This is a genomic window from Stappia sp., assembly GCF_965276915.1.
Taxonomy (GTDB): domain Bacteria; phylum Pseudomonadota; class Alphaproteobacteria; order Rhizobiales; family Stappiaceae; genus Stappia.
On record NZ_OZ255709.1, the window covers coordinates 2357978 to 2383378 of the forward strand.

The 25401-nt window shown below is 67.9% G+C and carries 25 protein-coding genes; 15 read left to right on the plus strand and 10 right to left on the minus strand.

All coding sequences use genetic code 11. The features are described 5' to 3' along the window. The first annotated feature begins 84 nt into the window (after positions 1-84). Positions 85-987: an AraC family transcriptional regulator gene (locus ACQY46_RS11065; RefSeq protein WP_428700288.1), complete on the plus strand. Its 903-nt coding sequence runs from the start codon at positions 85-87 to the stop codon at positions 985-987. A 104-nt stretch (positions 988-1091) separates the two neighbouring features. Here ACQY46_RS11065 and ACQY46_RS11070 read toward each other — a convergent pair whose 3' ends face one another. The 3 genes from ACQY46_RS11070 to ACQY46_RS11080 form a co-directional block, all read right to left on the minus strand. Continuing rightward, positions 1092-1412, minus strand: a complete 321-nt coding sequence (locus tag ACQY46_RS11070; protein ID WP_428700289.1) for a 2Fe-2S iron-sulfur cluster-binding protein — start codon at positions 1410-1412, stop codon at positions 1092-1094. Positions 1413-1589: 177 nt separating this feature from the next. Next, positions 1590-1973: an Hpt domain-containing protein gene (locus tag ACQY46_RS11075; RefSeq protein ID WP_428700290.1), complete on the minus strand. Its 384-nt coding sequence runs from the start codon at positions 1971-1973 to the stop codon at positions 1590-1592. A gap of 274 nt (positions 1974-2247) precedes the next feature. Further along, a complete protein-coding gene (locus ACQY46_RS11080) occupies positions 2248-2568 on the minus strand; it encodes a hypothetical protein (RefSeq protein ID WP_428700291.1) in 321 nt (106 codons plus the stop codon). A gap of 256 nt (positions 2569-2824) precedes the next feature. On the opposite strand from ACQY46_RS11080, the gene ACQY46_RS11085 reads away from it, so the two are divergent. Further along, positions 2825-8107 carry an antitoxin gene (locus ACQY46_RS11085; protein WP_428700292.1) on the plus strand — a complete coding sequence of 1761 codons (5283 nt, stop codon included), beginning with the start codon at positions 2825-2827 and terminating at the stop codon, positions 8105-8107. 155 nt (positions 8108-8262) lie between these two features. On the opposite strand, the gene msrB is transcribed toward ACQY46_RS11085, so the two are convergent. Continuing rightward, a complete protein-coding gene (msrB, locus tag ACQY46_RS11090; protein WP_428700293.1) occupies positions 8263-8670 on the minus strand; it encodes a peptide-methionine (R)-S-oxide reductase MsrB in 408 nt (135 codons plus the stop codon). Between the two features lie 294 nt (positions 8671-8964). On the opposite strand from msrB, the gene ACQY46_RS11095 reads away from it, so the two are divergent. The 8 genes from ACQY46_RS11095 to ACQY46_RS11130 all read left to right on the plus strand — a co-directional run bounded on the left by ACQY46_RS11095 (position 8965) and on the right by ACQY46_RS11130 (position 15622). Continuing rightward, the gene (locus tag ACQY46_RS11095) at positions 8965-11355 is read left to right on the plus strand and encodes a putative monovalent cation/H+ antiporter subunit A (RefSeq protein WP_428700294.1); all 2391 of its coding nucleotides are present in this window, start codon (positions 8965-8967) and stop codon (positions 11353-11355) included. Further along, on the plus strand, positions 11352-11771 hold the full coding sequence (locus ACQY46_RS11100; RefSeq protein WP_428700295.1) for a Na+/H+ antiporter subunit B: 420 nt from the start codon (positions 11352-11354) through the stop codon (positions 11769-11771). Before ACQY46_RS11095 ends, ACQY46_RS11100 begins: the two co-directional genes overlap by 4 nt. Further along, complete coding sequence (locus ACQY46_RS11105; protein ID WP_428700296.1) at positions 11771-12148, plus strand: Na+/H+ antiporter subunit C; 378 nt, start codon at positions 11771-11773, stop codon at positions 12146-12148. Before ACQY46_RS11100 ends, ACQY46_RS11105 begins: the two co-directional genes overlap by 1 nt. Positions 12149-12151: 3 nt before the next feature. Then, a complete protein-coding gene (locus ACQY46_RS11110) occupies positions 12152-13735 on the plus strand; it encodes a Na+/H+ antiporter subunit D (protein ID WP_428700297.1) in 1584 nt (527 codons plus the stop codon). Further along, on the plus strand, positions 13732-14208 hold the full coding sequence (locus ACQY46_RS11115; protein WP_428700298.1) for a Na+/H+ antiporter subunit E: 477 nt from the start codon (positions 13732-13734) through the stop codon (positions 14206-14208). Before ACQY46_RS11110 ends, ACQY46_RS11115 begins: the two co-directional genes overlap by 4 nt. Beyond that, the gene (locus ACQY46_RS11120; protein WP_428700299.1) at positions 14205-14561 is read left to right on the plus strand and encodes a cation:proton antiporter; all 357 of its coding nucleotides are present in this window, start codon (positions 14205-14207) and stop codon (positions 14559-14561) included. Before ACQY46_RS11115 ends, ACQY46_RS11120 begins: the two co-directional genes overlap by 4 nt. Next, positions 14558-14893: a monovalent cation/H(+) antiporter subunit G gene (mnhG, locus tag ACQY46_RS11125; RefSeq protein ID WP_428700300.1), complete on the plus strand. Its 336-nt coding sequence runs from the start codon at positions 14558-14560 to the stop codon at positions 14891-14893. The genes ACQY46_RS11120 and mnhG overlap by 4 nt, the downstream gene beginning before the upstream one ends. A gap of 312 nt (positions 14894-15205) precedes the next feature. Further along, complete coding sequence (locus tag ACQY46_RS11130) at positions 15206-15622, plus strand: MucR family transcriptional regulator (protein WP_306029927.1); 417 nt, start codon at positions 15206-15208, stop codon at positions 15620-15622. A 106-nt stretch (positions 15623-15728) separates the two neighbouring features. Here ACQY46_RS11130 and ACQY46_RS11135 read toward each other — a convergent pair whose 3' ends face one another. The 3 genes from ACQY46_RS11135 to ACQY46_RS11145 all read right to left on the minus strand — a co-directional run bounded on the left by ACQY46_RS11135 (position 15729) and on the right by ACQY46_RS11145 (position 18140). Continuing rightward, complete coding sequence (locus ACQY46_RS11135; protein ID WP_428700301.1) at positions 15729-16787, minus strand: ABC transporter ATP-binding protein; 1059 nt, start codon at positions 16785-16787, stop codon at positions 15729-15731. Between the two features lie 149 nt (positions 16788-16936). Beyond that, positions 16937-17836, minus strand: coding sequence for a hypothetical protein (locus ACQY46_RS11140; RefSeq protein ID WP_428700302.1), 900 nt, complete (start codon positions 17834-17836; stop codon positions 16937-16939). 79 nt (positions 17837-17915) lie between these two features. Beyond that, a complete protein-coding gene (locus tag ACQY46_RS11145) occupies positions 17916-18140 on the minus strand; it encodes a hypothetical protein (protein WP_428700303.1) in 225 nt (74 codons plus the stop codon). 316 nt (positions 18141-18456) lie between these two features. On the opposite strand from ACQY46_RS11145, the gene ACQY46_RS11150 reads away from it, so the two are divergent. The 3 genes from ACQY46_RS11150 to ACQY46_RS11160 all read left to right on the plus strand — a co-directional run bounded on the left by ACQY46_RS11150 (position 18457) and on the right by ACQY46_RS11160 (position 22407). Then, positions 18457-19578, plus strand: a complete 1122-nt coding sequence (locus ACQY46_RS11150) for a DUF2336 domain-containing protein (RefSeq protein ID WP_428700304.1) — start codon at positions 18457-18459, stop codon at positions 19576-19578. 128 nt (positions 19579-19706) lie between these two features. Further along, positions 19707-20687, plus strand: a complete 981-nt coding sequence (locus ACQY46_RS11155) for an ABC transporter substrate-binding protein (RefSeq protein WP_428700305.1) — start codon at positions 19707-19709, stop codon at positions 20685-20687. Positions 20688-20697: 10 nt separating this feature from the next. Continuing rightward, positions 20698-22407, plus strand: coding sequence for an ABC transporter permease (locus ACQY46_RS11160; protein ID WP_428700306.1), 1710 nt, complete (start codon positions 20698-20700; stop codon positions 22405-22407). Here the strand turns inward: ACQY46_RS11160 and ACQY46_RS11165 are convergent. Further along, positions 22355-22732 carry a hypothetical protein gene (locus ACQY46_RS11165; RefSeq protein ID WP_428700307.1) on the minus strand — a complete coding sequence of 126 codons (378 nt, stop codon included), beginning with the start codon at positions 22730-22732 and terminating at the stop codon, positions 22355-22357. The two genes, ACQY46_RS11160 and ACQY46_RS11165, sit on opposite strands and share 53 nt — an antisense overlap. Positions 22733-22939: 207 nt before the next feature. Between ACQY46_RS11165 and ACQY46_RS11170 the strand changes: the two genes are divergently transcribed. Continuing rightward, positions 22940-23350: a helix-turn-helix domain-containing protein gene (locus ACQY46_RS11170; RefSeq protein ID WP_428700308.1), complete on the plus strand. Its 411-nt coding sequence runs from the start codon at positions 22940-22942 to the stop codon at positions 23348-23350. Beyond that, positions 23347-24198 (plus strand): DUF6456 domain-containing protein, encoded by an 852-nt coding sequence (locus ACQY46_RS11175; protein WP_428700309.1) that lies wholly within the window; start codon positions 23347-23349, stop codon positions 24196-24198. The genes ACQY46_RS11170 and ACQY46_RS11175 overlap by 4 nt, the downstream gene beginning before the upstream one ends. An 18-nt stretch (positions 24199-24216) precedes the next feature. Here ACQY46_RS11175 and ACQY46_RS11180 read toward each other — a convergent pair whose 3' ends face one another. Beyond that, a complete protein-coding gene (locus ACQY46_RS11180; RefSeq protein ID WP_428700472.1) occupies positions 24217-24648 on the minus strand; it encodes a SufE family protein in 432 nt (143 codons plus the stop codon). A gap of 266 nt (positions 24649-24914) precedes the next feature. After that, on the minus strand, positions 24915-25400 hold the full coding sequence (locus tag ACQY46_RS11185; RefSeq protein ID WP_428700310.1) for a DUF5330 domain-containing protein: 486 nt from the start codon (positions 25398-25400) through the stop codon (positions 24915-24917). Position 25401 lies beyond the last annotated feature (1 nt).

The following is a 25401-nucleotide window of genomic DNA, read 5'->3' on the forward strand; positions in this document are numbered from 1 at the left end:
CTTGCTCTCCCTTCCTCCTCGGGCGCAAATGCGCAAGTTCTGTCAGGTCGCCTCGTTTAGCGAGGAGCGTGAACGGAGGAGCGCATGCCGAAACCGGAAGCAGACCAGGAAACGGAGCGGGAGCTCAAACCCGCCACCGCCCGTGACTATGCAAAGCGGATCGCCCGCGTCGTCGATCATATTGCGGCGCATCTCGACGGTCCGCTCGACATCACCACGCTTGCCGAGGCGGCGTGTTTCTCCCCGTTCCACTTCCACCGGATCTACCGCACCCAGACGGGAGAGACGGTCGCCCACACGGTCAGGCGCTACCGCCTGCACCGGGCGGCCACCGACCTCGTCGCCGGGCGCCTGTCGCTTGCCCGGGTGGCGCGGCGGGCGGGCTATGGCAGCACGGAGGCGTTCTCGCGCGCCTTCGCCGGCCATTACGGCATGGCGCCTGCGGCCTTTCGTGACATGCCGCGCGATCCGGTGCTGGAGTTCCCCAAACGAGGAGAGAACGGAATGACGGAAAAGCTGGATGTCAGGATCGAGACGCGCGAACCGCTGCGTCTCGCCGGCCTGTCGCACACGGGTCCCTATATCGAGATCGGCGGGGCTTTCGAGAAGACCTTCGCCCATGCCGGGCCCGCGGGCCTGCTCGGTCCCGGCATGCGGATGATCGGGCTTTACTACGACGATCCGAAATCGATGCCGGAGCGGGAGCTGCGCTCCTTCGCCTCGGTGAACGTGCCCGCCGGTGCCGATCCGGCCGCGCTGGCGCCTCTGGAGGTCAGGGATCTGCCCGGCGGACGCTACGCCATCGCCATCCACAAGGGCCCTTACGCCGACCTGCACCTGACCTGGGACCGGCTGTTCTCGGCCTGGCTGCCGCAAAGCGGCGAGGAGGCGGAGGACCGGCCGGCGGTGGAGGAATATCTCAACAACCCGCGCGACACGCCGCAGGCGGATCTCATGACCGCGGTCTGCCTGGCGCTGAAGGGCTGAGCGGAAGCTGCGATTGCCGCGAAAACGGGACGGGGCGCGGATGCGGAAGCGGCGCGCCCCGTCTTGCGCCCCGTCTTGCGCCCCGTCTTGCGCCCCGTCTCGCGTCAGGCCTGGCGTTCGGGAATGCGCACCACGAGGCCGTCCATCGCCTCGGTCACCTTGACCTGGCAGGACAGGCGCGAGTTCGGCTGGACGTCATAGGCGAAGTCCAGCATGTCCTCTTCCATCGGCTCGGGCGCGCCGGTTGTCGCGGCCCACGCCTCGTCCACATAGACATGGCAGGTGGCGCAGGCGCAGGCGCCGCCGCATTCGGCCTCGATCCCCGGAACCATGTTCTTGATGGCGTTTTCCATCACGGTGGAGCCGACCGGCGCGTCCACGGCTGTCTCGGCGCCGTCGGCGGTGATGTAGGTGATCTTGGGCATGGGCGGGGGATCTCGACGCTGGAATTGCGGAAGGTCGTGTCAGGCTCCGACATAACCGTTCGCGCCGAAACGTCAAGCGTCCCGCCCCCGACGAAGCCGCCCGGACCGTCATTCGCGGCAGGTTGCCGCGCCGGAACAGGGCCGGCGCGGTTTCGCCCGCGGCCGATGCCGCCGCCGTCAGGCGTCGAGAAGGATCTCGATGAAATCGGCGGATTCGGCGACGGCAGCGCTCACCGCGACGAGATCGGCACTGCCGGTCTCGCGCAGCGCCTGCTGGGCCTGTTCGACCGCCTCGGCCACCTTCCAGGCGCCGATGCCGCGTGCCGAACCCAGCAGCGTGTGCAGGCAGCGCTCCAGCGCCTCGCCCTCGCAGGCCTCCCGCATCCGTTCCGTCATCATCCTTGCCTGGCGGGAGAAGAGACGCAGCACCTCGCGCTCCAGCTCCCGGTTGCCCAGCGTGTGACGGGCCAGGTGCACCAGATCCACCGGCGCGTCGGGCGTGCCCGCCCGCTCGGCCGCCTGCGCCGTTCCGTCCAATTGTCTCGCGGTTGCCTGCATCATGGCAGAACCTTTCCTGGTCGCGATGCCGGCCGCCGGAAAACCTCCGCGCCCTTGCATCTGTCTGCCATCAAGCCTCGTTAAAATTCGCGAAAACGAGGTTAAGCATGGCGGCCGAAAGCCGGCCGCCCGCCAACAAAGTGAATCTTTGGTTAACACGCGTTCACACATCCGGGGGGATCGACCGGCCCGCGCCATCCCGGGCCGGCATGCGGGCACCGTCCGCGGACGCTTCCGCGCGCCTCTCGCGCCGGTCGCCGGCCGGCGCGCGCGCCGGTCAGCGGTGGCTGCCTTCGAGCGCGGCGCGGCCGGCATCGGTGAGCCGGCAGACCAGCCAGTCGGGCTTTATCGGGTTGGAAAACCAAGGCTCTGCCCACCCGGCGGCGATGCAGGCGCGAATGGTTTTCTCGGCCACGCGGCGTCCCTCGGCGTCGAACAGGGGAAGTTTTCCACCTGCCTGATCGAGCCCGCGAGCCAGCCAGAGCGCCTGTGCCGGGGAGGGGCCGCGCGATGCCGGGGACGCGCCGGAAGCGGCCTTGCCGCCGTGCTTGCCGCCTGTTGCCGCCGTCCGCGCGGGACGCTTCGACGCCTCTGCCATGCCCCTCATCTCCTTGTCATGACTCTGCAAATTGTTGTTCGAGCCGCCGGATTGTGTCATTAGGTTGATGTGTGCGGCAAGTTTGGGAGAGGTGTGTTTTCGAACCAGAGGCCGGTTCGTCACGCCGTTTTCACTTCCCGGCTACCGATTCCGGCGTGTTCCGCCGGAACCGCCTGCCGTGCACGGTCTTGCGGCGCCACAGTCAAGCGCCGTGGCACCCGATGTGTAACGAGTACGGACGCGAGGCGAACTGACCATGGCAAATCCCCCGAAGGCGAAGGATCCCGCCGAGGCTGCCCTTTCGGCTGTCGAGGAGGCGCTGAAGATCGATTTCGGCGACCTGGAAGACGACGGCAAGGCGGCATCCGCGACGAGCACTCCGGAGAGCGCGAACGCCGGGGCTTCGAGCCCGGTGCGCGGCGACGCGGAGCGGACCGGTTCGGCCGGCAAGGCACCGGGTGAAGCGGAAGGCCAGCGCGGCAACGGCCGGCGCGGTCGCGGCGGCGGCCGTCCCACCTCGGCGGCGAACGACGATCGCCGCACCATCGGAAATCTCATCTATGCGCTTCAGCGGCGTCCGACCTCGGCGCCGTTCTGGTTCGCGCTCGCCCTGTCCATCCTGTGGGTGGGCGGCGGCTGGTGGCTCGCCTCGGCCGCCTTCTCCGGCGAACTCGCGGCCGTTCAGGGCATCGGTGACATCGCCTCGTCGCCTTCCCTGATCCTGTCCGCCGTTGCCATCGCCGTGCCCGTCCTGTTCTTCTGGACCATGGCGCTGATGATTTTCCGCGCCCAGGAAATGCGCATCGTCGCGCGCGGCATGACAGAGGTCGCCCTGCGCCTCGCCGAGCCCGAGGACGTTGCCAAGGAATCCATCCTGAGCGTCGGCCAGGCGATCCGCCGGGAGGTCGCCGCCATGGGCGACGGCATCGAGCGGGCCATCGCGCGGGCCAGCGAGCTGGAGGTCCTCGTGCACAACGAGGTGTCCTCGCTCGAGCGTTCCTACAACGACAATGAGCTGAAGATCCGCGCGCTGATCGACGAACTCGTCACCCAGCGCGAGGCGGTCGTGTCCAATGCCGACCGGGTGCGCGACAGCATCACCGGCGCGCATGAGAGCCTTGCCGCCCAGCTGCAGGCGACCTCCGAGAAGATCGGCGAAGTCACGGACACGGCGACCGAGCGCCTCACCGGCGCCATCGAGTCGCGCGTCGGCGATTTCAACGCCACGGTCGACGGCCGCGTGCGCGAGATCGCGGACACGTTCAGCACCGCCGGCGGCGAGCTGATCGAGAGCCTCGCCTCCCATGGCGAAAGCTATGTCTCCCGCCTGACCGGAACCGGCGAGACGCTGGTCGACAGCATGAACCGCACCGGCCAGGAATTCGCCTCCACGCTGGAGACGCGCGGCACCGAGATCAACGACCGCTTTGCCTCCACCGCGGACGGCTTCGTCGAGACGCTGACCTCGCGCGGCGAGGAGATCACGGCCAACCTGTCGCTCACCGGCGGCAAGCTGATCGACACGATCACCACCCGTACCGACGACCTGCTGTCGACGCTGGACAGCCGCGTCACCGGGCTCGATGCCTCGCTTGCGGAAACCGGCGACCGTGTCGTCGAGAGCATTTCCCTGCGCGGACAGGAAGTTACCGACACGATCTCGGTCAAGGGCGCGGAAATCGTCGAGACGCTGTCCTCGCGCACCAACGAGGTTGCGGAGATCCTGCGCGGCACGGGCGAGTCCATTGTCGTCGACCTGTCGCTGCGCGGCGGCGAAATCGCCTCCAAGCTGGACGAGACCGCCGGCAGCCTGACCGAGACGATCACCGTGCGCGGTACGGAGCTTGCCGACCGGCTCGGCGCCGTCGGCGACAAGATCCACGAGGCGATCTCCGTCAACGGCGAGGCGCTCGACCAGCGCCTGGAGAACCGCAGCCAGGAGATGGCGGATCTCATCGACAACCAGACACGCGCCTTCCGCTCGGCGCTCGAGGATGCGTCCTCCACGCTCGGCACGTCGCTGTCGATGCACACCAGCGACTTTGCCCGCACCCTGTCGGAGACCGGCACCGAGCTGGCCCATCTGATCGGTTCGCGCGGCGAGCGCGTCGCCGGCGAGCTGTCGGCGATCGGCGACCGTCTCGATGCGACGCTGGAAGAGCGCGGCGGCGCGCTGCAGAGCGGCCTGGGCGGTCATCTCGAGCAGATGGAAATCCTCATCGGCGAGCGCGGCCACCAGCTGGTCGCCTCCTTCGACCAGCGCACCGCCGAGCTCGGCGCGACGCTGGACGGGCGCATCGAGTCGCTCAACTCGACGCTGGACCTGCGCGCCTCGTCGATGGCCGACGCCCTCGACACGCGCATCCACGGCTTCGACGAGACGCTGTCCGGCGGCATCGAGAAACTGTCGGCGACGCTCGACGCGCGCACCGGCCAGTTCGAGACGACCCTCAACGAGCGCACCGTCGCCCTGTCCGACGTGCTGGAGAACCGCTCGCAGGCGATCACCATACAGCTGTCTGACAAGGTCGACGAGGTCGGCGCGACGCTCGGCGCCCGTGCCGAGGAGATCGGCACCAGCCTGTCGGAACGCTCGCGCATCATCGGCGAGGCGATCGAGCAGCATCTCGTCACCTTCGAGGGTTCCATCGGCACCAAGGTCGAGCAGGCCGCGACGTCGATGTCGGAGAAGGCCGAGCACCTGGCCAACACGATGTCGCTCGGCACCGAGCGCATCGACCAGGCGCTCGATGCCCGTGCCCGCCAGATCAGCGAGACGCTGATTGCCCGCACGCGCGAGATCGCCTCGGCCTTCGTTGACGGCCAGACCGAAATGTCGAAGTCGCTCGACCAGCGCCTGACCGACGCCGGCGAGGTCCTGTCGCGCCAGAGCCAGGATCTCACCGACACGCTGTCCGACCGCATCGCGGAGATCAACGTGTCGCTTGGCTCCAAGGTGTTCGAGGTGGCCGAGACGCTGGACAGCCGTTCCGCCGAACTGGAACGCATCCTGGCCGAGCGCCTCGCCGCGATCACCGGCACGCTGACCAGCGAGAGCGAGCGGGCCCGCGAGACCCTGTCGGAGGTGATCACCGAGGCCGGCGGCACGGTCGAGCGCCTGACCGGCATGCTGTCGGGCGAAAGCGGCAAGCTGCGCGAGATCGTGGAATCCACGCTCGGCGACGCCACCCAGAAGCTGGAAGACGAGGGCGCCCGTCTGCGCCAGATCGTTCTCGGTTCGGTCGGCGAGGCGCGCGGCGCCCTGCAGAGCGAAAGCGAGAAGGCGGCCGAGACCATCGTCGCCTCGCTCACCAGCGCCACGGACTCGCTCTCGGGCGAGAGCGACAAGCTGCGCGACCTCTTGTTCTCTGCCGTCGGCGAGGCAGCGCGTTCGCTGGCCGCCGAAAGCGAGAAGGCCCGCACCCTCTTTGTCGGCACGCTCGGCGAGATGAGCGGTGCGCTGGGCAGCGAAGGCGACAAGGTTCGCGAGGATCTGACCCGCACGGTCGCCGATGTCACCGGCATGCTGTCGAGCGAAAGCGAGCAGGCCCGCATGGTGCTGGCCCGCACGGTCGAGGAGATCCGCAACACGGTCTCCGGCGAGGCCGACGGCGTCCGCTCGGAAGTGGCCGGTGCCGTTCGCGCCGCCGCCGACCTGCTGGCGGAGCGCGGCAACGCGGTCGCCGAGGACCTCGTGGCCCGGGCCGATGCGCTCAACCAGGCGCTCGAGGAACGCTCCGGCACCCTGTCGCAGATCCTCGGCACGGACGGCAATGCCGTCGTGGCGGCGATCGAGGAACGCGCCCAGGCGCTGACGACGCGGGTCTCCGAGATCCACGACGCGATCCTGGACGCGATCACGGTCAAGGGCCGCGACGTCACCGACAACTTCGCCCGCACGGGCCTCGACGCGACCCGCAAGCTGGTCGAGGCCGGCGACGCGCTGGTCGCCAAGCTCGACGAGCGCAGCAGTTCCGCCGCCGAGATCCTGACCCTCACCAAGACGCAGCTGGAGAGCGACATCACCGGCCTGCTCAACCGCCTGACGGAATCGAACAGCCTGCTGAGCGATGTCGTTGCCAATGCGGGTGAGAACCTCGGCAATGTCGAGACCTCGCTGTCGCGCAGCGCCGGCGAGTTCCGCACGGCGATCGACCGCGCGGTCAGCGAGACAACGGCCTCCACCGGCACCCTCGAGAACCAGACCTCGGTGCTGCGCAAGGTGTCGGAATCGGTGCTTGCGGATATCGGCTCGCTGTCCGGCCGTCTCGAGGAGCATGGCTCCATGCTGAGCGAGGCCGCACGCAATCTCGACGAGATCAACCGCTCGGTCGATGCAAGGGTGGGCGAGCGCAAGACCGCGATCGAGGAGGTGGCCGACACGCTGCTGGCCAAGACCGAGGCGATCGACAGCCTGATGCGCAGCTTCTCCAAGCAGCTCGAGGCCTCGCTTGCCGGCGCCGACGAGAAGAGCCGCGAGGTGACCCTGCAGCTCACCGCCGCCGCCGAGGCGGCGACCCTGGCGGTCACCGAGCAGTTCGAATCCATGCGCATGTCCGCCGGGCTCGAGGGCCAGAAGGCCCGCGAGGCGGTGCGCGCGGCACAGGACGACGTCGTCTCGGAGATGACCAAGACCCTGTCGGATGCATCCGAGCGCTTCACCGAGGCGACCACGCGCATGCGCGACGTGGCCCGCGGCGTGCATAGCGAGCTGGAGAAGACCCGCGCCGAGCTGAAGCGCGGCATTCTCGACCTGCCGGAGGAGGCCGAGCAGTCGACCTCCGCGCTGCGCAAGGTGGTCAGCGAACAGGTGCGTGCCCTCACCGAGCTCTCGGAGATCGTCGCCCGCCAGTCCAATTCGCTGGACATCTCGCGTGCCGGCGAGAAGACCCTGGCGCAGACCGCGACGCTGGCCAGCGTCGGTTCAGCGGCCCCCGCGCCCTCGCGTCCGGCTCCCGAGCCGGCGCCGCGGGCACAGGCACCCGCCGCGGCTCCCGCACGCGGCGAGCTGCGCGGCGAGTTGCGGCGCAAGACGCTGAGCGACTTCGACACGCCCAAGGCGCAGCCGGCGGCGGAAACGCGCGGCGGCAACGCCCAGGGCGGCGGCAAGGGCTGGGTCAGCGACCTGCTGCGCCGCGCCTCGCAGGACGAGGCGGGCGCGGGCGACCAGGATCCGCAGGGGCGCTCGCCGCTGCAGATGGTGGAAAGCCTCAATTCGCTGTCCATCGACATCGCACGGGCGATCGACCACGAGACCTTCATCGATCTGTGGGAGCGCTACAAGCAGGGCGAGCGGCATGTCTTCACCCGCCGTCTCTACACCCTGCAGGGTCAGCAGACCTTCGACGAGATCCGCCAGAAATACGCGCGTGACGCGGAGTTCCGGGGGGCGGTCGACCGCTACCTGACCGATTTCGAGCAGTTGCTGGCCCAGGTTTCGCGCAACGACCGCGACAACATCATGAGCCAGACCTACCTGACCTCGGACACGGGCAAGGTCTACACCATGCTCGCCCATGCCAGCGGCCGTCTCGACTGAGACCGCCTGCCGGCCTGACGGTTGAAACGAAAACGCGGCCCCCGGGGGCCGCGTTTTACTTTTGCGGGGCGCGATCCGGAGCTTCGCGGGCTCCCGTGCGCCTGTTCCTCCTCGAAGGCCTGTTCCTCCTCGAAGGCCTGTTCCTCCTCGAAGGCCTAGTCCTCCTCGAAGGAAAGTGCCGTGCCGTTCATGCAGTAGCGCAGGCCCGTCGGCGGCGGCCCGTCGGGAAACACATGGCCGAGATGACCATCGCAGGTGCCGCAGCGGATCTCGGTGCGCACCATCCCGTGCGAACGGTCGACGATCTCGGTGACGGCGTCCGGGCTGACCGTCTCGTAGAAGCTCGGCCAGCCGCAACCGGCGTCGAACTTGGTGTCCGAGCGGAACAGCGGCGAGCCGCAGCCAAGGCAGGAATAGAGCCCCGTGCCGAACGTGTTCCAGAACGGCCCGGTGAACGGGCGTTCGGTGCCGGCGCGGCGCAGCACGTGAAACTGCTCGGGGCTGAGCTGCGCCTGCCACTCTGCTTCGCTCTTCTGCAACTTGGGGCGGTCGGTGTTCGACATGGGCAGGACCTCGGGTGTGAAGTGACGTTTCCAACGTCGGGGGTGTGAAGTGACGTTTCCAACGTCGGGCGTGTGAAGTGACGTTTCCAACGTCCGGAAATAGGTCCTTCCTGCAAGGGCGACAATAGGGCGCGCGGCTTTTGCCGAAAGCTGTCGCCCCTTGGCCCTAAATCGCTTGCCCGTCGGATTGTGCTGGTTATATGTGGGGCAAATCTTAGCAAACACTCGGTAAGATGGGCCGAATCGATTTGATTCTCCGATTGCCCGGCGTGTTTCATCTTCCAGGGGAGGCTCATGGCGCTCACAGGTTCCGAGGCGACAGTCTTCGCCGTACTGGCCCCGTTCGCGGCCGCGCTCGTGGCGCCGGCCCTGACCCGGCTGATGGGGGCGAACGCGGCCTGGCCGCTGGCGCTCGTGCCCGCCGGCATCTTCCTGTTCTTCGCCGGCCTGGTGCCGGACGTTGCGGCAGGCACCCGCTATACCCCGGCGCTCGAATGGGTGCCGTCCTATGGCGTCACCTTCTCCTTTCACGTCGACGGCCTGTCGACGCTGTTCGCGCTGCTGATTTCCGGCATCGGCACCTTCATCATCCTTTACGCGGGCGGCTATCTGAAAGGCCACCCGCACCAGGGCCGGTTCCTGTCCTTCCTGTTCCTGTTCATGGGCGCGATGCTCGGCCTGGTGCTCGGCAACGACCTGATCACGCTCTTCATCTTCTGGGAGCTGACCTCGATCACCTCGTTCCTGCTGATCGGCTTCGACCACCTGCGCGCCGCCTCGCGCCGCGCCGCCATCCAGGCGCTGGTCGTCACCGGCGGCGGCGGGCTGTCGCTGCTGGCCGGCTTCCTGGTGATCATGAGCGTCACCGGCGAGGCGAGCATGTCGGCGGTGCTGGCCTCCGGCGACATGCTGCGCGAGCATGCGCTCTACCCGCTGATCCTGCTCCTCGTGCTCGGCGGCGCCTTTACCAAGTCGGCGCAGTTCCCGTTCCATTTCTGGCTGCCCAACGCCATGGAAGCGCCGACGCCGGTGTCCGCCTTCCTGCACTCCGCCACCATGGTCAAGGCCGGCGTCTACCTCTTGATGCGCATGCATCCGGTGCTCGGCGACACGATGCTGTGGACGACGATCCTGCCGCTGTTCGGCGGCGCGACGCTGATCGTCGGGACGCTGCTCGCCGTGCGCCAGACCGACCTGAAGCTGATGCTTGCCTATACGACCGTCGCCTCGCTCGGCCTGCTGGTGATGCTCACCGGCACGAGCTGGGAAAAGGCGATCGAGGGCGCGGCGCTCTATCTTCTCGCCCATTCGCTGTTCAAGGGCGCGCTGTTCATGGTCGCCGGCACCATCGACCATGAGGCCGGCACCCGCGACGTGACCAAGCTCGGCGGATTGCGCAAGGCGATGCCGATCACCTTCGCCGCCGCCTGCCTTGCCGCGCTCTCCATGTCGGGCCTGCCGCCCTTCGTCGGCTTCATCGCCAAGGAATATCTCTATGCCGGCATCTGGGGCGAGGGGGGCATGCAGCTGACCTTGACCGCCGTTGCCGTGATCGGCAACGCGCTCATGCTGGTGATTGCCGCCGCGGTCGCGATCAAGCCGTTCCTGGGGGCGAAGGTCGACACGCCCAAGCATGCCCATGAAGGACCGCTACTGCTCTATGCCGGCCCGGTGGTGCTGTCGCTCGCCGGTCTTGCGGCGGCGCTTCTGGCCCATGATACCGGCGTCTATTTCATCTCGCCGGTGGTCTCCTCGATCCTCGGCAGCCAGGTCGCGGTCGATGTGCACCTCGTTCCCGGCTATATCGGCGCGGCGGCGATCCTGTCCGTCGTCACCGTTGTCCTTGGCATCCTCCTGTTCCTGAAGCTCGACGCCCTGCGCGATGCCATGGCCCGTCTTCTGGCGGCCATCGGCTGGGGCCCCGACAAGGGCTTCGACCAGGTCATTGCCGGCATCGTCGCGTTTGCCGGCTGGCTGACCCGGCGCCTCCAGGGCGGCCGCATGGACGTCTACATGACGATGACCTTCCTGGTCACGGCGGCGGCGTTGCTGGTGCCGCTCACGCTCACCGGAAACTGGCCCGACACGCTCGAGATGCCCGGCTTCCGCTTCTATGAATGGGGCGTGCTGGCCATCGCCTTGAGCGGCCTGGTCGCGGTGCTGGTCGCCAAGACCCGGCTCACCGCCATCGTTTCGCTCGGCATCCAGGGCTTTGCCGTTGCGCTGGTGTTCATGCTATTCGGCGCGCCCGACCTGTCCTTCACCCAGTTCATGGTGGAGACCCTGTCGGTGGTGATCCTGGCGCTGGTGATGACCCGGCTCAACCTGCAGCCGCGCGACCACCGGCCGATGCTGCCGCGCCTGGTGCACGGCGCCATCGCGCTTGCCATCGGCGTCGGTCTCGCGGCGCTGCTGATCCGCATCACGCAGATGCCCTTCGACCGGTCGCTGTCGGACTTCTTCGAGCAGTACAGCCGCACCATCGCCCATGGCCGCAACATCGTGAACGTCATCCTCGTCGACTTCCGCGGGTTCGACACGTTCGGCGAGATCGCCGTGGTGATGCTTGCCGGCCTTTGCGTGCTGGCCCTGATCCGCGTCCGGCCGACGAAGGACCGGGCGGCGGCGCTCGACCATGCCGCCGGTGACGAGGCGCTGCAGAAAAGCGGGGAGGCACGCCTGTGAGGACGATCATCTTCCGCACCATCGCCCCGTATCTGGCGGCGCTGATGGTGCTGTTTTCCATCTTCGTGCTGCTGCGCGGCCACAACGAGCCGGGTGGCGGCTTCATCGGCGGGCTGATCGCGGCCTCCGCCTTCGCCATCTACGGCATCGCCTGCGGCGTCGCCGCGGTGCGCCGGGCCATCGCCCTGCATCCGATGAGCATTTCCGCCGCCGGGCTGTTCGTCGCCGGCCTGTCGGGCCTGCCCTCGCTGTTCATGGCCCAGCCTTTCATGACCAGCCAGTGGTGGTATCTGAACCTGTTCGGTGTCGAGGTGCCGCTGTCGACGCCGCTGTTCTTCGACATCGGCGTCTATCTGGTTGTCGTCGGGTCGATCACCTCGATCGCCCTGGCCCTTGAAGAGCGGGAGAGCGACTGATGGAAGGCGTCTTTTCGATCGTCATCGGCGTCTTCTTCGCCGTCGCCGTCTACCTGCTGATGTCGCGCCAGCTGGTGCGCGTGCTGCTCGGCATCGCCATCCTGGGCAATGCGGTCAACCTGCTGATCTTCACCTCCGGGCGGTTGCTGCGCGAGGTCCCTCCGATCATCCCGGAGGCGCTGCAGGTGCCGGACGAGACGATCGCCAATCCGCTGCCCCAGGCGCTGATCCTGACGGCGATCGTGATTTCCTTCTCCTTCTTCGCCTTCCTTCTGGTGCTCGCCTTCCGCGCCTACCAGGAACTCGGCACCGACGACACCAGCGAGATGCGGGTGGCCGAGCCGACGGGCGAGACCTCGCCGCCGCAAGGGTACTGATCGATGGCCGCTTCGAACTACAACGTTGATCTGTCGCTGGCCATGCGGATGGACCCGGTGGCGCCGGGCGACTGGCTGCTGGTCGCCCCGCTGGTCATCACCGTGCTCGGCGGTGCGCTCTGCCTGATGACGCGCAAGAACACCGGCGCCCAGCCGAAGGTGGCGATCATCTTCCTGTCGCTGCTGGTCGCCGCCTGCGCGGGACTGCTGGCACGGGTGCTCGACAAGGGCGTGATCACGATGGTCGCCGGCAACTGGCTGCCGCCCTTCGGCATCGCCTTCACGGTCGATGCGCTCGGCGCGACGCTGGCGCTGACCTCATCGGTCGTGGCGCTTGCCGCCGCAGTCTACGGCATCGGCGATGTCGACAGTTCCGGCCGGCGCTACGGCTTCTATCCGTTCCTGATGCTGTTGATGACGGGCGTCTGCGGCGCCTTCCTGACCGGCGACATCTTCAACCTCTATGTGTGGTTCGAGGTGCTGCTGATCTCGTCCTTCGGCCTGTTGGTGCTTGGCAACGAGCGCGCCCAGCTCGACGGCGCGGTCAAATACGCGCTGCTCAACATCATCGCCACGACCCTGTTCCTGATCGCCACCGGCCTGCTCTACGGCATTCTCGGCACGCTCAACATGGCGGATATTGCCATCAAGGCGCGCGCGACCGGTCTCCAGGGCCCGTTGATGACGGTCGCGGTGCTCTATTTCCTCGCCTTCGCCATGAAGGCGGCCGCCTTCCCGGTGAATTTCTGGCTGCCGGCCTCCTATCACACGCCGCGCATCGTCATCGCCGCCGTCTTTGCCGGCCTGCTGACCAAGGTCGGCGTTTACGCGCTGTTGCGCATCTTCGCGCTGTTGCTGCCGGATGCCCGCGTCGCGCTTGCCGATGTCATCGCCCTGGTCGCCATCGCCACCATGCTGACCGGCGTGCTCGGGGCGCTGGCGCAGACCGACATACGCCGCCTGCTCGGCTATCTGGTGATCTCCGGCATCGGCTCGATGCTGGCCGGTCTTGCCATCGGCACCACGCCGGCGCTTGCCGGCACGATCTTCTACGCGGTTCACTCGATCCTGGTGATGACGGCGCTCTACATGGCGGCCGGCGTCATGCGCGGGCTTGGCGGCTCCTACTCGCTGCGCGAGCTGGGCGGCCTCTACCGGGCCAGCCCCGCCTTCGCGGCGGTCTTCCTGATGCTCGGTTTCGCCGTTTCGGGCCTGCCGCCCTTTTCCGGCTTCTGGCCCAAGGTGCTGCTCGTGGACGCGGCGCTGGTCGGCGGCCACGGCTGGATCGCCGCCTCGATCCTGGTGACCGGCCTGCTGACCACGATCGCCATGGGCCGGGTCTGGATCTATGCGTTCTGGCGCGGCGGTGCTGAGGGCACGGCCGACGGCCAGCTCACCAGCGTGCTCGTCCCGGCGCCCGGCATGGCCAGCGCCAGCATCTGGCTGCCGATCGGGCTGCTGCTCGGCCTGGTCATCCTGCTCGGCGTGCAGCCCGAGTTCATGATGCAGGTCTCGGGGCGCGGCGCATCGACGCTGACCGAGCCGCTCGGATATCTTCGCTCCGTCTTCGGAGGCGCTGTCCAATGACAAGCCTGTTCCTGATCAACATTCTGCTGGCCCTCGCCTGGGGCGCGGTGACCGGCAGTTTCGCCGAGGTCAACCTGCTCTTCGGCTTCCTGCTCGGCACCTTCGCGCTCTACATCATTCGCGAGCAGGTCGGCACCAGCCGCTACACGCGCCGGCTGTGGCAGATCGTCAGCCTGGCGCTGCTCTTCGTCTACGAGTTGCTGCTGTCGGCGCTTCGGGTCGCGGCCATCGTGCTGCGTCCGAAGATCGACCTGAAGCCCGGCATCATCGCCTATCCGCTGACGGTCGACCGGGACTTCGAGATCACCATGCTGGCCAATCTCATCACCCTGACGCCGGGGACCCTGTCCGTGGATGTGTCGGATGACCGCAAGACGCTCTATGTGCACTGCATCGACGTGCCCGACAAGCAGGCGACCATCGACGACATCAAGAACGGATTTGAACGCAAGATCCTGGAGGCTTTCCGATGAGCGGGCTCCTTGGCTATTCGTCGCAATTCCTGGATATCTGCGTCAACATCTCGCTGGCGATCCTGACGGTGTCCTTCTTCCTCATCGTGGTGCGCATCGTGCGCGGGCCGACCCTGCCCGACCGGGTGGTGGCGCTCGACATGCTGGTTGCCGTGGGCATCGGCTTCATCGCCGCGATCGGCGTTCAGACCGATTATTTCCTCTATGTCGACATTGCCATTGCGCTCGGCCTTGTCGGCTTCCTGGCAACCGTCGCCTTTGCCCGTTTCGTGCTCAATCGCGGACTGGCAAGGGACGCCACGATCGTCGACGAGATCTCGCAGACGCAGACCGAAGGGGAGGGTGGACGATGATCCCGATTTTCGAGATTGCCGTCGGCGTGGTGCTGGTCGTCGGCTCGATCTTTTCGCTGATCGCCTCCATCGGCCTGCTGCGGCTCAAGGACGTCTACATGCGCATGCATGCCGGCTCCAAGGCCGGCACGCTGGGATCGGGGCTGATGCTGATCGCGCTGGCCATCCATGCCCACCAGATCGACGTCATCACGCGGGCGCTGGCCGGCGTGGTGTTCTTCCTTCTGACGGCTCCGGTGGCTGCCCACCTGCTTGCAAAGGCCGCCTACGAGGCCGGTTACAGGCCGTGTTCGGATACCCATATTGACGAAATGCCCAAGAATGACGACTGAGTGGGGCCATCAGCCGTGCCGTTGACGGCGCGTCATGCGTTTTATTCACGATTTGCTTGATCTGGAATTCGCGAAAACTAACCACCGGATGGCAATTAGATCAGCAATAAGGCCGCCCTACATGAGAAACTGACGGAAATTTCTCTTGTGGTCCCGATTATGTCGATATATACGACACGCATGCCTTTTGGTCGGCAGAATCGAAGTCAGATCCTCACGCGCGTTAGTATCGGGACAGTACGCTGAGTGAGCCTGGCGGTTCTTTTTGTCGGTCTAGTTCGTGAGTGTTCCGACTTAACTGATGGGTGGAAAATGACTGAAACGGTCGCCGACGACAATCTCATCGACCTGACTGCCGACATCGTTTCGGCTTATGTGTCGAACAACACTGTTGCATCTTCCGATCTGGCCAGCCTGATCAACGAGGTCTACAACGCGCTGCACCGCACCAGCAGCGCGGCCGTTGAGCCGGAGCCGGAGCCTCTGCGTCCCGCCGTTGCCGTCAAGAAGTCGGTCACGCCGGACTACATCATCTGCCTCGAGGACGGGAAGAAGTTCAAGTCGCTCAAGCGGCACCTTCGCACCCATTACGACATGTCGCCCGAGGAGTACCGCGAGAAGTGGGGCCTGGCGAGCGACTATCCGATGGTGGCGCCGAACTACGCGGCGGCCCGTTCCGAGCTTGCCAAGAAGATGGGCCTCGGCCAGCAGCGCAAGCGCGCCAAGTAAGCCGCTTCCCTGTCGAGACAAAAGGCCGCCGTGGTATCCACGGCGGCCTTTTTCGTGCGGCAACGGCCCTGTGCGGCGGCGCGTGGTGCCTCCGGCAGGGTGCCGCTCACGCCGTTTCGGGCAGGACCCATCCGCCGGCAAGGGTCAGCGGCACGAGTTCTCCGGGGGCGGCAGGGCGGGGCAGGTGCAGCACCAGCGGTTCGACATGGCCTTCGAGCGTCGCCGTCGCCTCCCAGAAGCCGCCGCGATAGCTGGTATGCACGATCCGCGCGTCAAGCGTCTCGCCGGTGCCCTGTGTGCCGATGCGGATGTCCTCCGGGCGCAGCATCAGCCGGGCGGCGCCGGTCCGGGCGGGGGTGTCGCAGCTTGCCTCCACCGTGGTCGCGCCGATCCGCGCCAGGGCCCGGCCGCCGTCGCAGGCCTCCACATGCGCATCGAGAAGCGCGGAGCGGCCGATGAAGCGGGCGACCTTCTCGCCGGCCGGCCGGCGGTAGACGGTCTCCGGGCTGCCCGCCTGCAGAAGCTGCCCCTCCCACAGGATCGCGATCCGGTCGGCAAGCGCCATCGCCTCGCGCTGGTCGTGGGTGATGTAGAGCGTCGTCGCGCCGGTCTTGGCGTGGAAGGCGGCCAGTTCCTCTTCCATCGACTGGCGCAGGTGCGGATCCAGATTGGCCAGCGGCTCGTCCATCAGGATCGTCCCGGCGGCCTGGGCAAGGCAGCGGGCGAGCGCGACGCGCTGGCGCTGGCCGCCGGAAAGCGAGGCGGGCTTGCGCGCGGCCAGGTCCGAAAGCCCCACCGTGGCGAGCGCGCTGGCCACCCTTGCGCGGCGCTCTCCCGCCGAAAGCGCGGTGCCTTCCACCGGGAAGGCGACATTGTCGTGAACGCTCATGTGCGGCCACAGCGCGTAGGACTGGAACACCACGCCGACATTGCGCGCCTCCGGTGGCACATGCAGCCGCGGACCCGCGACCGGGGTTCCGCCAATGTCGATTTCGCCCGCATCGGGCGTCTCCAGTCCGGCAATGAGGCGCAGCAGCGTCGACTTTCCGCAGCCCGACGGACCCAGGATGGCGAAGAAACTGCCGTCCTCCACCTTGAGGGAAATGTCGGAGATCGCGGCGAGGGCGCCGAAACGCTTGGCGAGGGAACGGAGGGAAACCGACATGCGATGCGGGACATCCGGTTGCTGGAGAGGGCCGGCCCTGTGCTTAGCCGGTGCGGGCGGTGGCCTGCAAGTGTGCGCCCCAATGGCACAAGGATGTGAGGATCGCATGACAGTCGCCACCGGCCAGCGCTCCGGTTGAGCGCGGCGCCCTATTTGACCGGCGCGGGACGCTCCGTTCCCCAGTTGGAGAAGATGCGCGAGCGTTGTGTTTCCTCGACCTGGCCGTAGCGATTGCCGGTCTCGCAGCCCTTTTCGAGCTGCACCACTTCGGCGGCGAGCTTCTTCCAGGCCGTGTTGGCATCCCAGACCTTGCCGCTCGACGGCGTCTCGATCTCCAGCGCGTCGATGGCGTTGCGGTAGGAGACCAGGCGGAAGCGCAATGCCTGGCTGGCCCAGTCCATGTAGCGGCGGTTCTCCCAGACCCGGGCCTGTGCGCCGGCAAGTTCCTCGCCGGTCGAGATCTCGCGCCGTCCGAGCGCGCGCAGCCGCTCCTCGTCGGCCGTCGTCACCCGCAGCGCGATCTCGCAAAAGGGCGGAATGAGCGCCGCATCGGCGGTCGCGTCGGCCGCCACCCGGTCGTAGCGCACTTCGCTGGAGCGATAGCGGTCGGAGCGCAGGAAGGCGTAATAGCGGTCGGGATCGCCGGCCCCGCCGGTCTCCGGCAGCACGCGGGTGCGGATCAGCTCGGTGCGGCTGCCCTCGATCCAGTCCTCGGCCGAGGGCGGGCGGATCAGCGACCAGGCGCGGTTGCGCATTTCCTTCTCGTCGTCGGTGAGATTGAAGCGCGACACCGGCTCGCCGCGATTGATGGCGAGCTCGTCTCCGGCTGCCGGCAGGATCGTGTCATGCAGGACGGAAGGGGCGGCACGGCCGAAATCGCCGGTCGGGCGCTGGCACGCGGCGACCAGCAGCAGCGCCGGCAACAGGAGGGCGGCGAGGGCGAGTCGCGGACGCGGGCGACCGGTGCGCGCGACACCCGCTGCCACCTGCGCGCAGGTCTGCAGGGCGCCTTCGCGCTTGCGGTCAACGTCTGCTCGGCGCTTCGTCACCTTGTCATCTTTCCCGTCGCGGGCGCGACACGTTGCCGGCGGGCAGGCTTGATGCCGCCGGACCGGCGGAAGATCGCCTTCAGTGCGTCTTGCCGGGGTCGCGATCCTTGCCGGAAAAACCGGCTCCTTCCTGTTTGCGCCCGATTCGCGCGCTCAGATCAAGAGCCTCGGCGGTCGTGTGGCGTTCAATCCGCACGCCCGGAAAGATGACGATCTCCGCCGGCGCATGCCGGCCGGACTGCATCGGCCGCCGGGCGAAGCGCCCCGGTCTGGCCTGGTTGTGGAAGTTCAGCACGGTGCCCATGGCATCCTCCTGAGCCCTGCGGGGCGGCAGGATCGCCGGCCCTTGAACCCTGGCAGGTCACGCAAAACCATCTGCCGTAAGGGTAGTAGGAATGAGTCACGGTTAATAAGTTGCTAACGCTTTTGCTCCAGTTTGAAGCGGTTCGTACGTCCCTTGTGGGGTCAGGCGAGCGCGTGTGTAACTGCGTAGCGTAAGCAAGTCCGGCCCAGTGTCCTGTCCTCCCGAGCAAAACGGGCCCGCCAACGGCCCTCCGGTATCGTCGAAGGACCCGGTTTTACCGGGACAGCCGAGTACGCACAGGCAGATGGAAGGCGTCGTGGATCTGTCGCTCGAACCCGAACGCAAACGCAAGGCCGGCGTGCTGCTGGCGGCGACCGAGCTTTATGTCGCGCGCGACCGTCACGACGCGGCCGAGCAGCGGATCTTTTCCGAACTGTTCCGCCAGCTCCTGCCCGACGCGCCGACGGACCATCGCCGCATGATCGCGAGGCTCCTTGCGGACTATGCGCACACGCCGGCGGATTGCCTCTCGCTGCTTGCCGCCGATGCCGACGCCGATGTTGCCGCCCATGCGCTGTCTTCGGCCGGCCCGCTGGCCGAGACCGACCTGATGACGGGTGCCGCCAGGGGCGCGGAGACCGTGCGCCGGGCGATCGCGGGGCGCACCGCGATGCCGGCGGGCGTCGCGCAGGTGTTGCTGCGCCATGCCGATGCGGAAACGCTGAAGGTGCTGATCGCCCGCCCCGACTGCCCGCTCGATGACGAGGCGCTCGCCATTCTCGCCGCGCGGCCTGAGGTGCTGGCGGCGCTGGCGCCAGAGCTTGCCAGCCGCCGGGCGCTGCCCGCTCCGCTTCTGTTCGCGCTGTTTCTCGATCTCGACCCGGCCGGGCGCATGGAGGCGATTGCCGCCGCCGAGGCCCGCGCGCTCGGCGAACTGGCCCGCAAGGGCGATCCGCGCGTGCTCAACGCCGCCTTCAAGCCGGCGGTGCTGAAATCGCTGGTCGATGCGGCCCTGTCCGGCGGCGTCGCCGTGTTCGCCGCTCATCTTGCCTATACGCTGGCCCTGTCCGGCGACACGGCCGCGCGTCTCGTCGACGACACCGGCGGCGAGGCGCTGGTGGTGGCGCTCCGGGCGCTCGGCACCGGCGACAGCGAAAGCGGCCGCATTCTCGTGCGCCTGCTCGGCCAGAGCGTGTCGCTGGACCGCTTGCGGCAACTGATTTCCTTGCATGACCGGATCACGCCGCGCGCCGCGATGCTGCTTGTCGAGGGCCTGCGCGCCGGCATCCCGGTGCCCGCCCTTCGCCCGGCGGCATCCGGCATCGTCTCGTCCTTCGGCGGCATCGCCCATGCCGACCGCCGCGAGGCCGGCGCCCCGCGCCAGACGGGAACCGGCACAGCCAACCCGCTGGCGGGCGGGCGCCGCGATGTCGGCTAGATCGGCGTAATCGGCAAATTTTCCGAGGCCGGTGGGCGGACGCACAAGAAACTGTTACATGCGGCTGCTATGGCCCCGGGATCGCCCGCTCCGCCGGGCCGGACAGATCACGTCGAATGGGGATCCGCATGTTCAAGACCAAGCTGCTCGCAGCGCTTCTCACCGTGTCGCTTGCAACGCCGGCCATGGCCGACGTTTCCGGCAAGCTGGTGCTCTATACCTCGCAGCCCAATGCCGACGCCCAGCAGACCGTCGACGCGTTCAAGGCGAAGCATCCCGGCGTCGAGATCGAATGGGTGCGTGACGGCACCTCCAAGGTGATGGCCAAGCTGCGCGCCGAGTTCGCCGCCGGCGACCCGCAGCCGGACGTGCTGCTCATCGCCGACACGGTCACGATGGAAGGCCTCAAGCAGGAAGGCCGCCTTCTCGCTCACGAGGGTGCCGACGTTTCCGCCTACGATCCCGCGATCATGGACAAGGACCGCACCTACTTCTCCACCAAGCTGATCACCACCGGCATCATGTACAACACCGGCGCAGAGATGGTGCCGGCCTCCTACAAGGACCTGCTGAAGCCGGAAGCCAAGGACAAGCTGGCGATGCCTTCGCCGCTGACCTCGGGCGCGGCCACCATCCACATGGTGGCGGTCACCGGTCATCCGGATCTCGGCTGGGACTTCTACGAGGGCCTCGCCGCCCAGGGCGCCAACCCGCAGGGCGGCAATGGCGGCACCTACAAGGCGATTGCCGGCGGCGAGAAGCTCTACGGCTTCATCGTCGACTTCCTCGCCATCCGCGGCGCCGCCGAAGGCGCGCCGGTCGCTTTCGTCTTCCCGGAGGAGGGCGTTTCGGCCGTGACCGAGCCGGTCGCGATCCTGAAGACGGCGAAGAACCCCGACGCGGCCAAGGCCTTTGTCGACTTCCTGCTGTCGGAGGACGGCCAGAAGCTTGCCGCCAGCCAGGGCTACCTGCCGGCGCATCCCGCCGTTGCCGCGCCCGAGGGCTTCCCCTCGCGCGACAAGATCAGGCTGCTGGACTTCGACGCCGCCAAGGCGCTTGAGGGCGATACCGCCAACAAGATGAAGTTCGAAGAAATCTTCGGCGGATAAGGCGTTCCCCTTGCGCAACGCCATCACCTTCCGCGGCGGCGAGGGCCTGTCCCTCGCCGCCGTCTGCATTCTCGTCACCGCGCTGTGCGGGCTGCCGCTGGCCTTGCTGTTCGCCGTCGGGCTCGCCCCGGACGGCGTCCTGTCGCTGTCGCCGCTTGGTGAGACGTTTGCCAGCCGCTCGGTGCAGCGGGCACTTTGGAACTCGCTGGAAAGCAGCTTCCTCTCCGCCGTGCTCGCCACGGTCCTCGGCACCGCCCTGGCGCTCGCCATCGGCCTGACCAACCTGCGCGCCAAGGCGGCGCTGGTCTTCCTCGTGCTGGTGCCGATGATGATCCCGCCGCATGTGACGGCAATCGCCTGGAGCCAGGCGCTCGGCCCGGCCAGCCCCGTGCTGCAGTGGCTCGGCCTTGCCCCGCCCCCCGGCGCCGCCCATCCGGTCTATTCGCTGCAAGGGCTCGTCGCGCTGCTCGCCCTGCAGCACATGCCCATCGTCTTTCTTGTCGTGCGGGCGGGCCTGCGCGCCTTCCCGCGCGAACTCAGCGATGCGGCGCGCGTCAGCGGCGCCCGCGCGCCGCGCCTGCTCTGGCGGATCACCCTGCCGCTGCTGGCGCCCTCGCTGCTCGCCGGTTTCGTCCTCGCCTTCGTCAGCGCGCTCGGCAATTTCGGCATCAACGCGCTGATCGGCATTCCGGCCCGCTACACCACCTTGCCGGTGCTGATCTGGCGCCGGCTCGCCGGCTTCGGTCCCGACATCATCGGCTCCGTCGCGCTGGTCGCCATCGTGCTGGCGCTGGTGACGCTGGTGCTCGTCGCCCTTCAGGGGGTGCTTCAGAGGCGCTTGCGCAATGCGCTTGTCGGCCTGCCGCAACAACCGCTGGCGGTCGATCTCGGTCGTGCCCGCCTGCCGGTCGAGATCGGCGTCTGGAGTTTCCTCGCCCTGACCCTCTTGTTGCCGGCGGCCTCGCTGGTCGCGACCTCGCTGGTGCGCACCTACGGACTGCCGCTGGCCGCCGACAGTTTCACGCTTGAGAACTACGCCGAGATCCTGTTCCGCCAGTCGGTGACGCTGCGCGCCTTCGCCAACTCGACCTTTGCCGCCGCCGTCGCCGCCGTCCTGATCGCCGTCATTTCGGTGATCCTCGGCTATTTCCTCACGGTCGGGCGCGGCGCCTCGCGGCGGCTGGCCGGCCTTGCAGCGGCGCAGGCGGACGTTGCCTATGCGGTGCCGGGCCTTGTCATGTCGATTGCCTTCATCCTGATGTTCCTGCGGCCGCTGCCGCTTGTCGGCATCGGCCTCTACGGCACGCTGGCGATCATTCTGATCGCTTATGTCGCGGTGTTCCTGTCGATCGGCCTGAAATCGGTGGCTGCCGCCTACATGCAGATCGACGCCAGCCTTGATGACGCGGCACGCGTGTCGGGGGCGGGCTTTGCCCGTCGCATCTTGCGCATCTATGCGCCGCTGGTGGCGCCGGCCGCCGCCTCGGGGGCGATCCTCGTCTTCCTCACCTCCTACAACGAGGTGACGGTCTCCGCACTGCTCTGGTCGACCGGCAACGAGACCATCGGCACCACAATCTTCAATTACGAGGATGGCGGCTACACGACGCTGGCCGCGGCCATGGCGAGCGTCACCGTGGTGGCGACCGTGGTGGTCATGCTGGCGGTCAACGCGCTTGCCCGCCATGTGCCGGCGGGAACGATTCCCTGGAAGGACTGAACGCGGGCCGCCGCGACGGTTCGCACTCCGGGTCGCGTGTCAACTCGCACGCCTGCTTGCGGGCGAGAGCGCGCGCCAGGTCGCGCGCCTGCCGCAGCGCCAGCAGGCGATTGGGATCATGCGCCCAGGAGCCGTCGCGCCCCAGTTGCCGCTCGGCTCGCTCGGCCTGATCGAGCCACTTCAGCTGGCGGGCGATCTCGGCGGCGGTGAAGCCGCTCCCCTTGCCGGATCGGCTTGCTTGGGGGACGCCGAGGCGTTGCGCGACCCGCTCGTAAAGCGCCGACAGGTCCGCCGTTCGGGCATGGTCGTGACGATGTTCCTGCATCCCGCTGCTCTCCCGCGTCTCTTCTGCCTGCGCTCCCTCTTCGAAAAGGTCCCGCCAGGGTGCCAGTATCGCATCGCCGGAGCCTTGCGAGGATGAGGCACGCGCATCGGCGTGCCGCGCGAGGGGGCGGGAAGACTTATCCCCGCCGGCAAGTTTTTCCCGTATTGATATAGGAATATAAACCTAAGATTGAATGTGGAGGCGAATATGCTTGAACCGGCGCAAGAGGCAGGGACGGCGCATGGCGAGGGGATGGGCGCGGTGAGGAACGGGGCGGGGCGACGGCGTCGTCCGGCCCCGGGCGCCGGTCCGCTTGTCACCGCCTGCGTCATGTCCGTCTTCGATGTCAGCGAGGAGGATATCGCACGCGGCAGTCGCGGTCCGGCGCGTGTCGCGCTGGCGCGCCAGGTCGCCATGTACCTGCATCACGTCATCCTGGCGCGGACGCTGACGGATATCGCCGTCGGCTTCGGCCGCGACCGCACCACGGTTGCCCATGCCTGCCGGCTGGTGGAGGACCGGCGGGACGAGCCGGAGTTCGACGCGATGATCGGCGAACTGGAATCGGCCCTTCATGCGGGCCTTGCGCTGATCCGCGGCACCCGGCGGGCGGCATGACGGTGGCCGCACGAAAGGGGCACACCGAAACGGGGCGCGGCCTCGACCGGTTGCTTGCCCGGCTGTCGGTGGCGCCGTCCTGGATTGTCGCGGCGCGCGACCGGGAAGCGGAAGGAGCTGGCCGCGCCGCGCCGGGGAGCGTGCGCCTGATCGCGCGGCGATGTGCCGGGCCGGGACGCGGACAGGGGGAAGCCGCCAGCCCGGCGGGGTCGGCGGGGCTCGTCGTGGATGCCGACCTTCTGCGCCTCCTGGCCGGGGAGGGGTTGGTCGAGCGCGGGCCGGGCGCGGCGCTTCACCTGTCGCAGGCCGGGCGCAAGAGGTTGAAACGCGCCGGGGCGGGGGAGGACCGGTTCCTGGAGCAGCACCGGGAAACGGGCACGCGCCGCCTGCCGGATGGCGGGTCGGGGGAGATCGTCACCGTCAATCACGCGGAAAGCCCGCTTGCCTGGCTGCGCAACAGAAAGTCGCGCGACGGCCGGCCGCTGATCGATGCGGCGCAGTTCGAGGCCGGCGAACGGTTGCGGTCCGATCACGCCTTCGGACAGATCGTGCCGGGCATGCGCGGCATGGCCTGGTCGGCGCTTGGAAGCGGTGCCGGTGGTGCGCAAGGGGGCGGAGGCCGCGGCGGGCTCGCGGAACTGAGCGACATGGCCATCGCCGCGCGGCGGCGGCTGGAGCGCGCGCTTGCCGATGTCGGACCGGAGCTTGCCGGCGTGCTGGTCGATGTCTGCTGCGATCTGAAAGGGCTGGAACAGGTGGAGCGGGCGCGCGGCTGGCCGCCGCGCTCGGCCAAGGTGATCCTGTCGCTCGGCCTGACCCGGCTGGCGCGTCACTATGGCTGCGGGTGAGCCGGGACCGGCGACGCCTCAGGCGTCTGCCAATGCCGCGCGGGCATCGGAGCGGATCCGCTCGACCATGGACTTCAGCCCGTTGGCGCGCTGCGCGGAAAGATGCTCCTTGAGGCCGATCCGGCCGAAGATCCCGTCGATGTCGGTGGTTGCAATGGTCTGCGCATCGCGCCCGGAATAGGTGGCCAGAACGATGGCGACGAGGCCCTTGACGATATGGGCGTCGCTGTCCCCCTGGTAGACCAGCACCGGCGTGCCGTCCCCGTCCGGCTCGACACGCCGGGTCAGCCAGACCTGCGAGGCGCAGCCGCGCACCTTGTTCTCGTCGGTGCGCTCGTCCTCGGGAAACTCGGGAAGCATGCGGCCGAGCTCGATGACATAGCGGTAGCGGTCGTCCCAGTCCTCGAGAAATTCGAAGTTTTCGAGAATGTCGTCGAGCGGTGGGATCATGGCTGCCATCTGGTCGTGAACGCGTTCCGTCCCGCTATATAGGCCGTTGCCGGCCGGTTGGGAACCGCCGGCGGCCGGCGCGGGAGCGCGGACCGGAGCAGCAAAAGAAAAAACCCGCAGGTGGAAAGGGCAGCAATCCACCTGCGGGCGGCGGGATGTCCCCGCCGGGAGTTCGCGCAATGCAAAGGGATGTCATGTGTGGGAAACCGGGTTTCCGCCAGGTATCGGGTGTCGTATCGACTCGCCGGGGGCGCGATCCGCTCGGCTCAGGCCGGCCGGTCGCGCAATGCGGGCTTGGGCAGGGGCACCGCGGTGGTGCCGGGCACGCTCGCGGCTTGCGCGGCACGGCGCTCGCCCGTCCGGTCGGCGGCACGCTCCGCGCTGTCGGCCGGCACCGTCGCCACGGGCGCCGGCAGGGTCCAGTCCGGCTCGAGATCGGAGGCGGTCAGCGTGCCTGTCAGCGAGCCTGTCGCGCCGGTGGTCAGGTTGCCGTCCTCGTCGAGGTAGTCGTAGAGCATCTTGGCGCTGACCTTGGCCTTGGCGCCGATCTGCGTGATCGCCTGGCCGCCCGTCTCGCAGGTCTGCGGGTTGCGCTCGCAGAAGCCGGACAGGTCGCTGATGGTCGATTGCGCGGCGAAGAACGCCGTCACGGGATTGATGCCGGTGCCGGATGTCTCCTCGCTGCCGGTGTCGATCGGCAGGAGCAGGAGGATCAGGCCGATCCAGAATGCGCTTCTGAGAAGAAAGAACATG

Bases quoted from the DNA above. Each gene is read 5' to 3' on its own strand.
- ACQY46_RS11065 (WP_428700288.1), top strand. From the start codon at position 85: ATGCCGAAACCGGAAGCAGACCAGGAAACGGAGCGGGAGCTCAAACCC.
- ACQY46_RS11070 (WP_428700289.1), bottom strand. From the start codon at position 1,412: ATGCCCAAGATCACCTACATCACCGCCGACGGCGCCGAGACAGCCGTG.
- ACQY46_RS11075 (WP_428700290.1), bottom strand. From the start codon at position 1,973: ATGATGCAGGCAACCGCGAGACAATTGGACGGAACGGCGCAGGCGGCC.
- ACQY46_RS11080 (WP_428700291.1), bottom strand. From the start codon at position 2,568: ATGGCAGAGGCGTCGAAGCGTCCCGCGCGGACGGCGGCAACAGGCGGC.
- ACQY46_RS11085 (WP_428700292.1), top strand. From the start codon at position 2,825: ATGGCAAATCCCCCGAAGGCGAAGGATCCCGCCGAGGCTGCCCTTTCG.
- msrB (WP_428700293.1), bottom strand. From the start codon at position 8,670: ATGTCGAACACCGACCGCCCCAAGTTGCAGAAGAGCGAAGCAGAGTGG.
- ACQY46_RS11095 (WP_428700294.1), top strand. From the start codon at position 8,965: ATGGCGCTCACAGGTTCCGAGGCGACAGTCTTCGCCGTACTGGCCCCG.
- ACQY46_RS11105 (WP_428700296.1), top strand. From the start codon at position 11,771: ATGGAAGGCGTCTTTTCGATCGTCATCGGCGTCTTCTTCGCCGTCGCC.
- ACQY46_RS11110 (WP_428700297.1), top strand. From the start codon at position 12,152: ATGGCCGCTTCGAACTACAACGTTGATCTGTCGCTGGCCATGCGGATG.
- ACQY46_RS11115 (WP_428700298.1), top strand. From the start codon at position 13,732: ATGACAAGCCTGTTCCTGATCAACATTCTGCTGGCCCTCGCCTGGGGC.
- ACQY46_RS11120 (WP_428700299.1), top strand. From the start codon at position 14,205: ATGAGCGGGCTCCTTGGCTATTCGTCGCAATTCCTGGATATCTGCGTC.
- mnhG (WP_428700300.1), top strand. From the start codon at position 14,558: ATGATCCCGATTTTCGAGATTGCCGTCGGCGTGGTGCTGGTCGTCGGC.
- ACQY46_RS11130 (WP_306029927.1), top strand. From the start codon at position 15,206: ATGACTGAAACGGTCGCCGACGACAATCTCATCGACCTGACTGCCGAC.
- ACQY46_RS11135 (WP_428700301.1), bottom strand. From the start codon at position 16,787: ATGTCGGTTTCCCTCCGTTCCCTCGCCAAGCGTTTCGGCGCCCTCGCC.
- ACQY46_RS11145 (WP_428700303.1), bottom strand. From the start codon at position 18,140: ATGGGCACCGTGCTGAACTTCCACAACCAGGCCAGACCGGGGCGCTTC.
- ACQY46_RS11155 (WP_428700305.1), top strand. From the start codon at position 19,707: ATGTTCAAGACCAAGCTGCTCGCAGCGCTTCTCACCGTGTCGCTTGCA.
- ACQY46_RS11165 (WP_428700307.1), bottom strand. From the start codon at position 22,732: ATGCAGGAACATCGTCACGACCATGCCCGAACGGCGGACCTGTCGGCG.
- ACQY46_RS11170 (WP_428700308.1), top strand. From the start codon at position 22,940: ATGCTTGAACCGGCGCAAGAGGCAGGGACGGCGCATGGCGAGGGGATG.
- ACQY46_RS11175 (WP_428700309.1), top strand. From the start codon at position 23,347: ATGACGGTGGCCGCACGAAAGGGGCACACCGAAACGGGGCGCGGCCTC.
- ACQY46_RS11180 (WP_428700472.1), bottom strand. From the start codon at position 24,648: ATGATCCCACCGCTCGACGACATTCTCGAAAACTTCGAATTTCTCGAG.
- ACQY46_RS11185 (WP_428700310.1), bottom strand. From the start codon at position 25,400: ATGTTCTTTCTTCTCAGAAGCGCATTCTGGATCGGCCTGATCCTCCTG.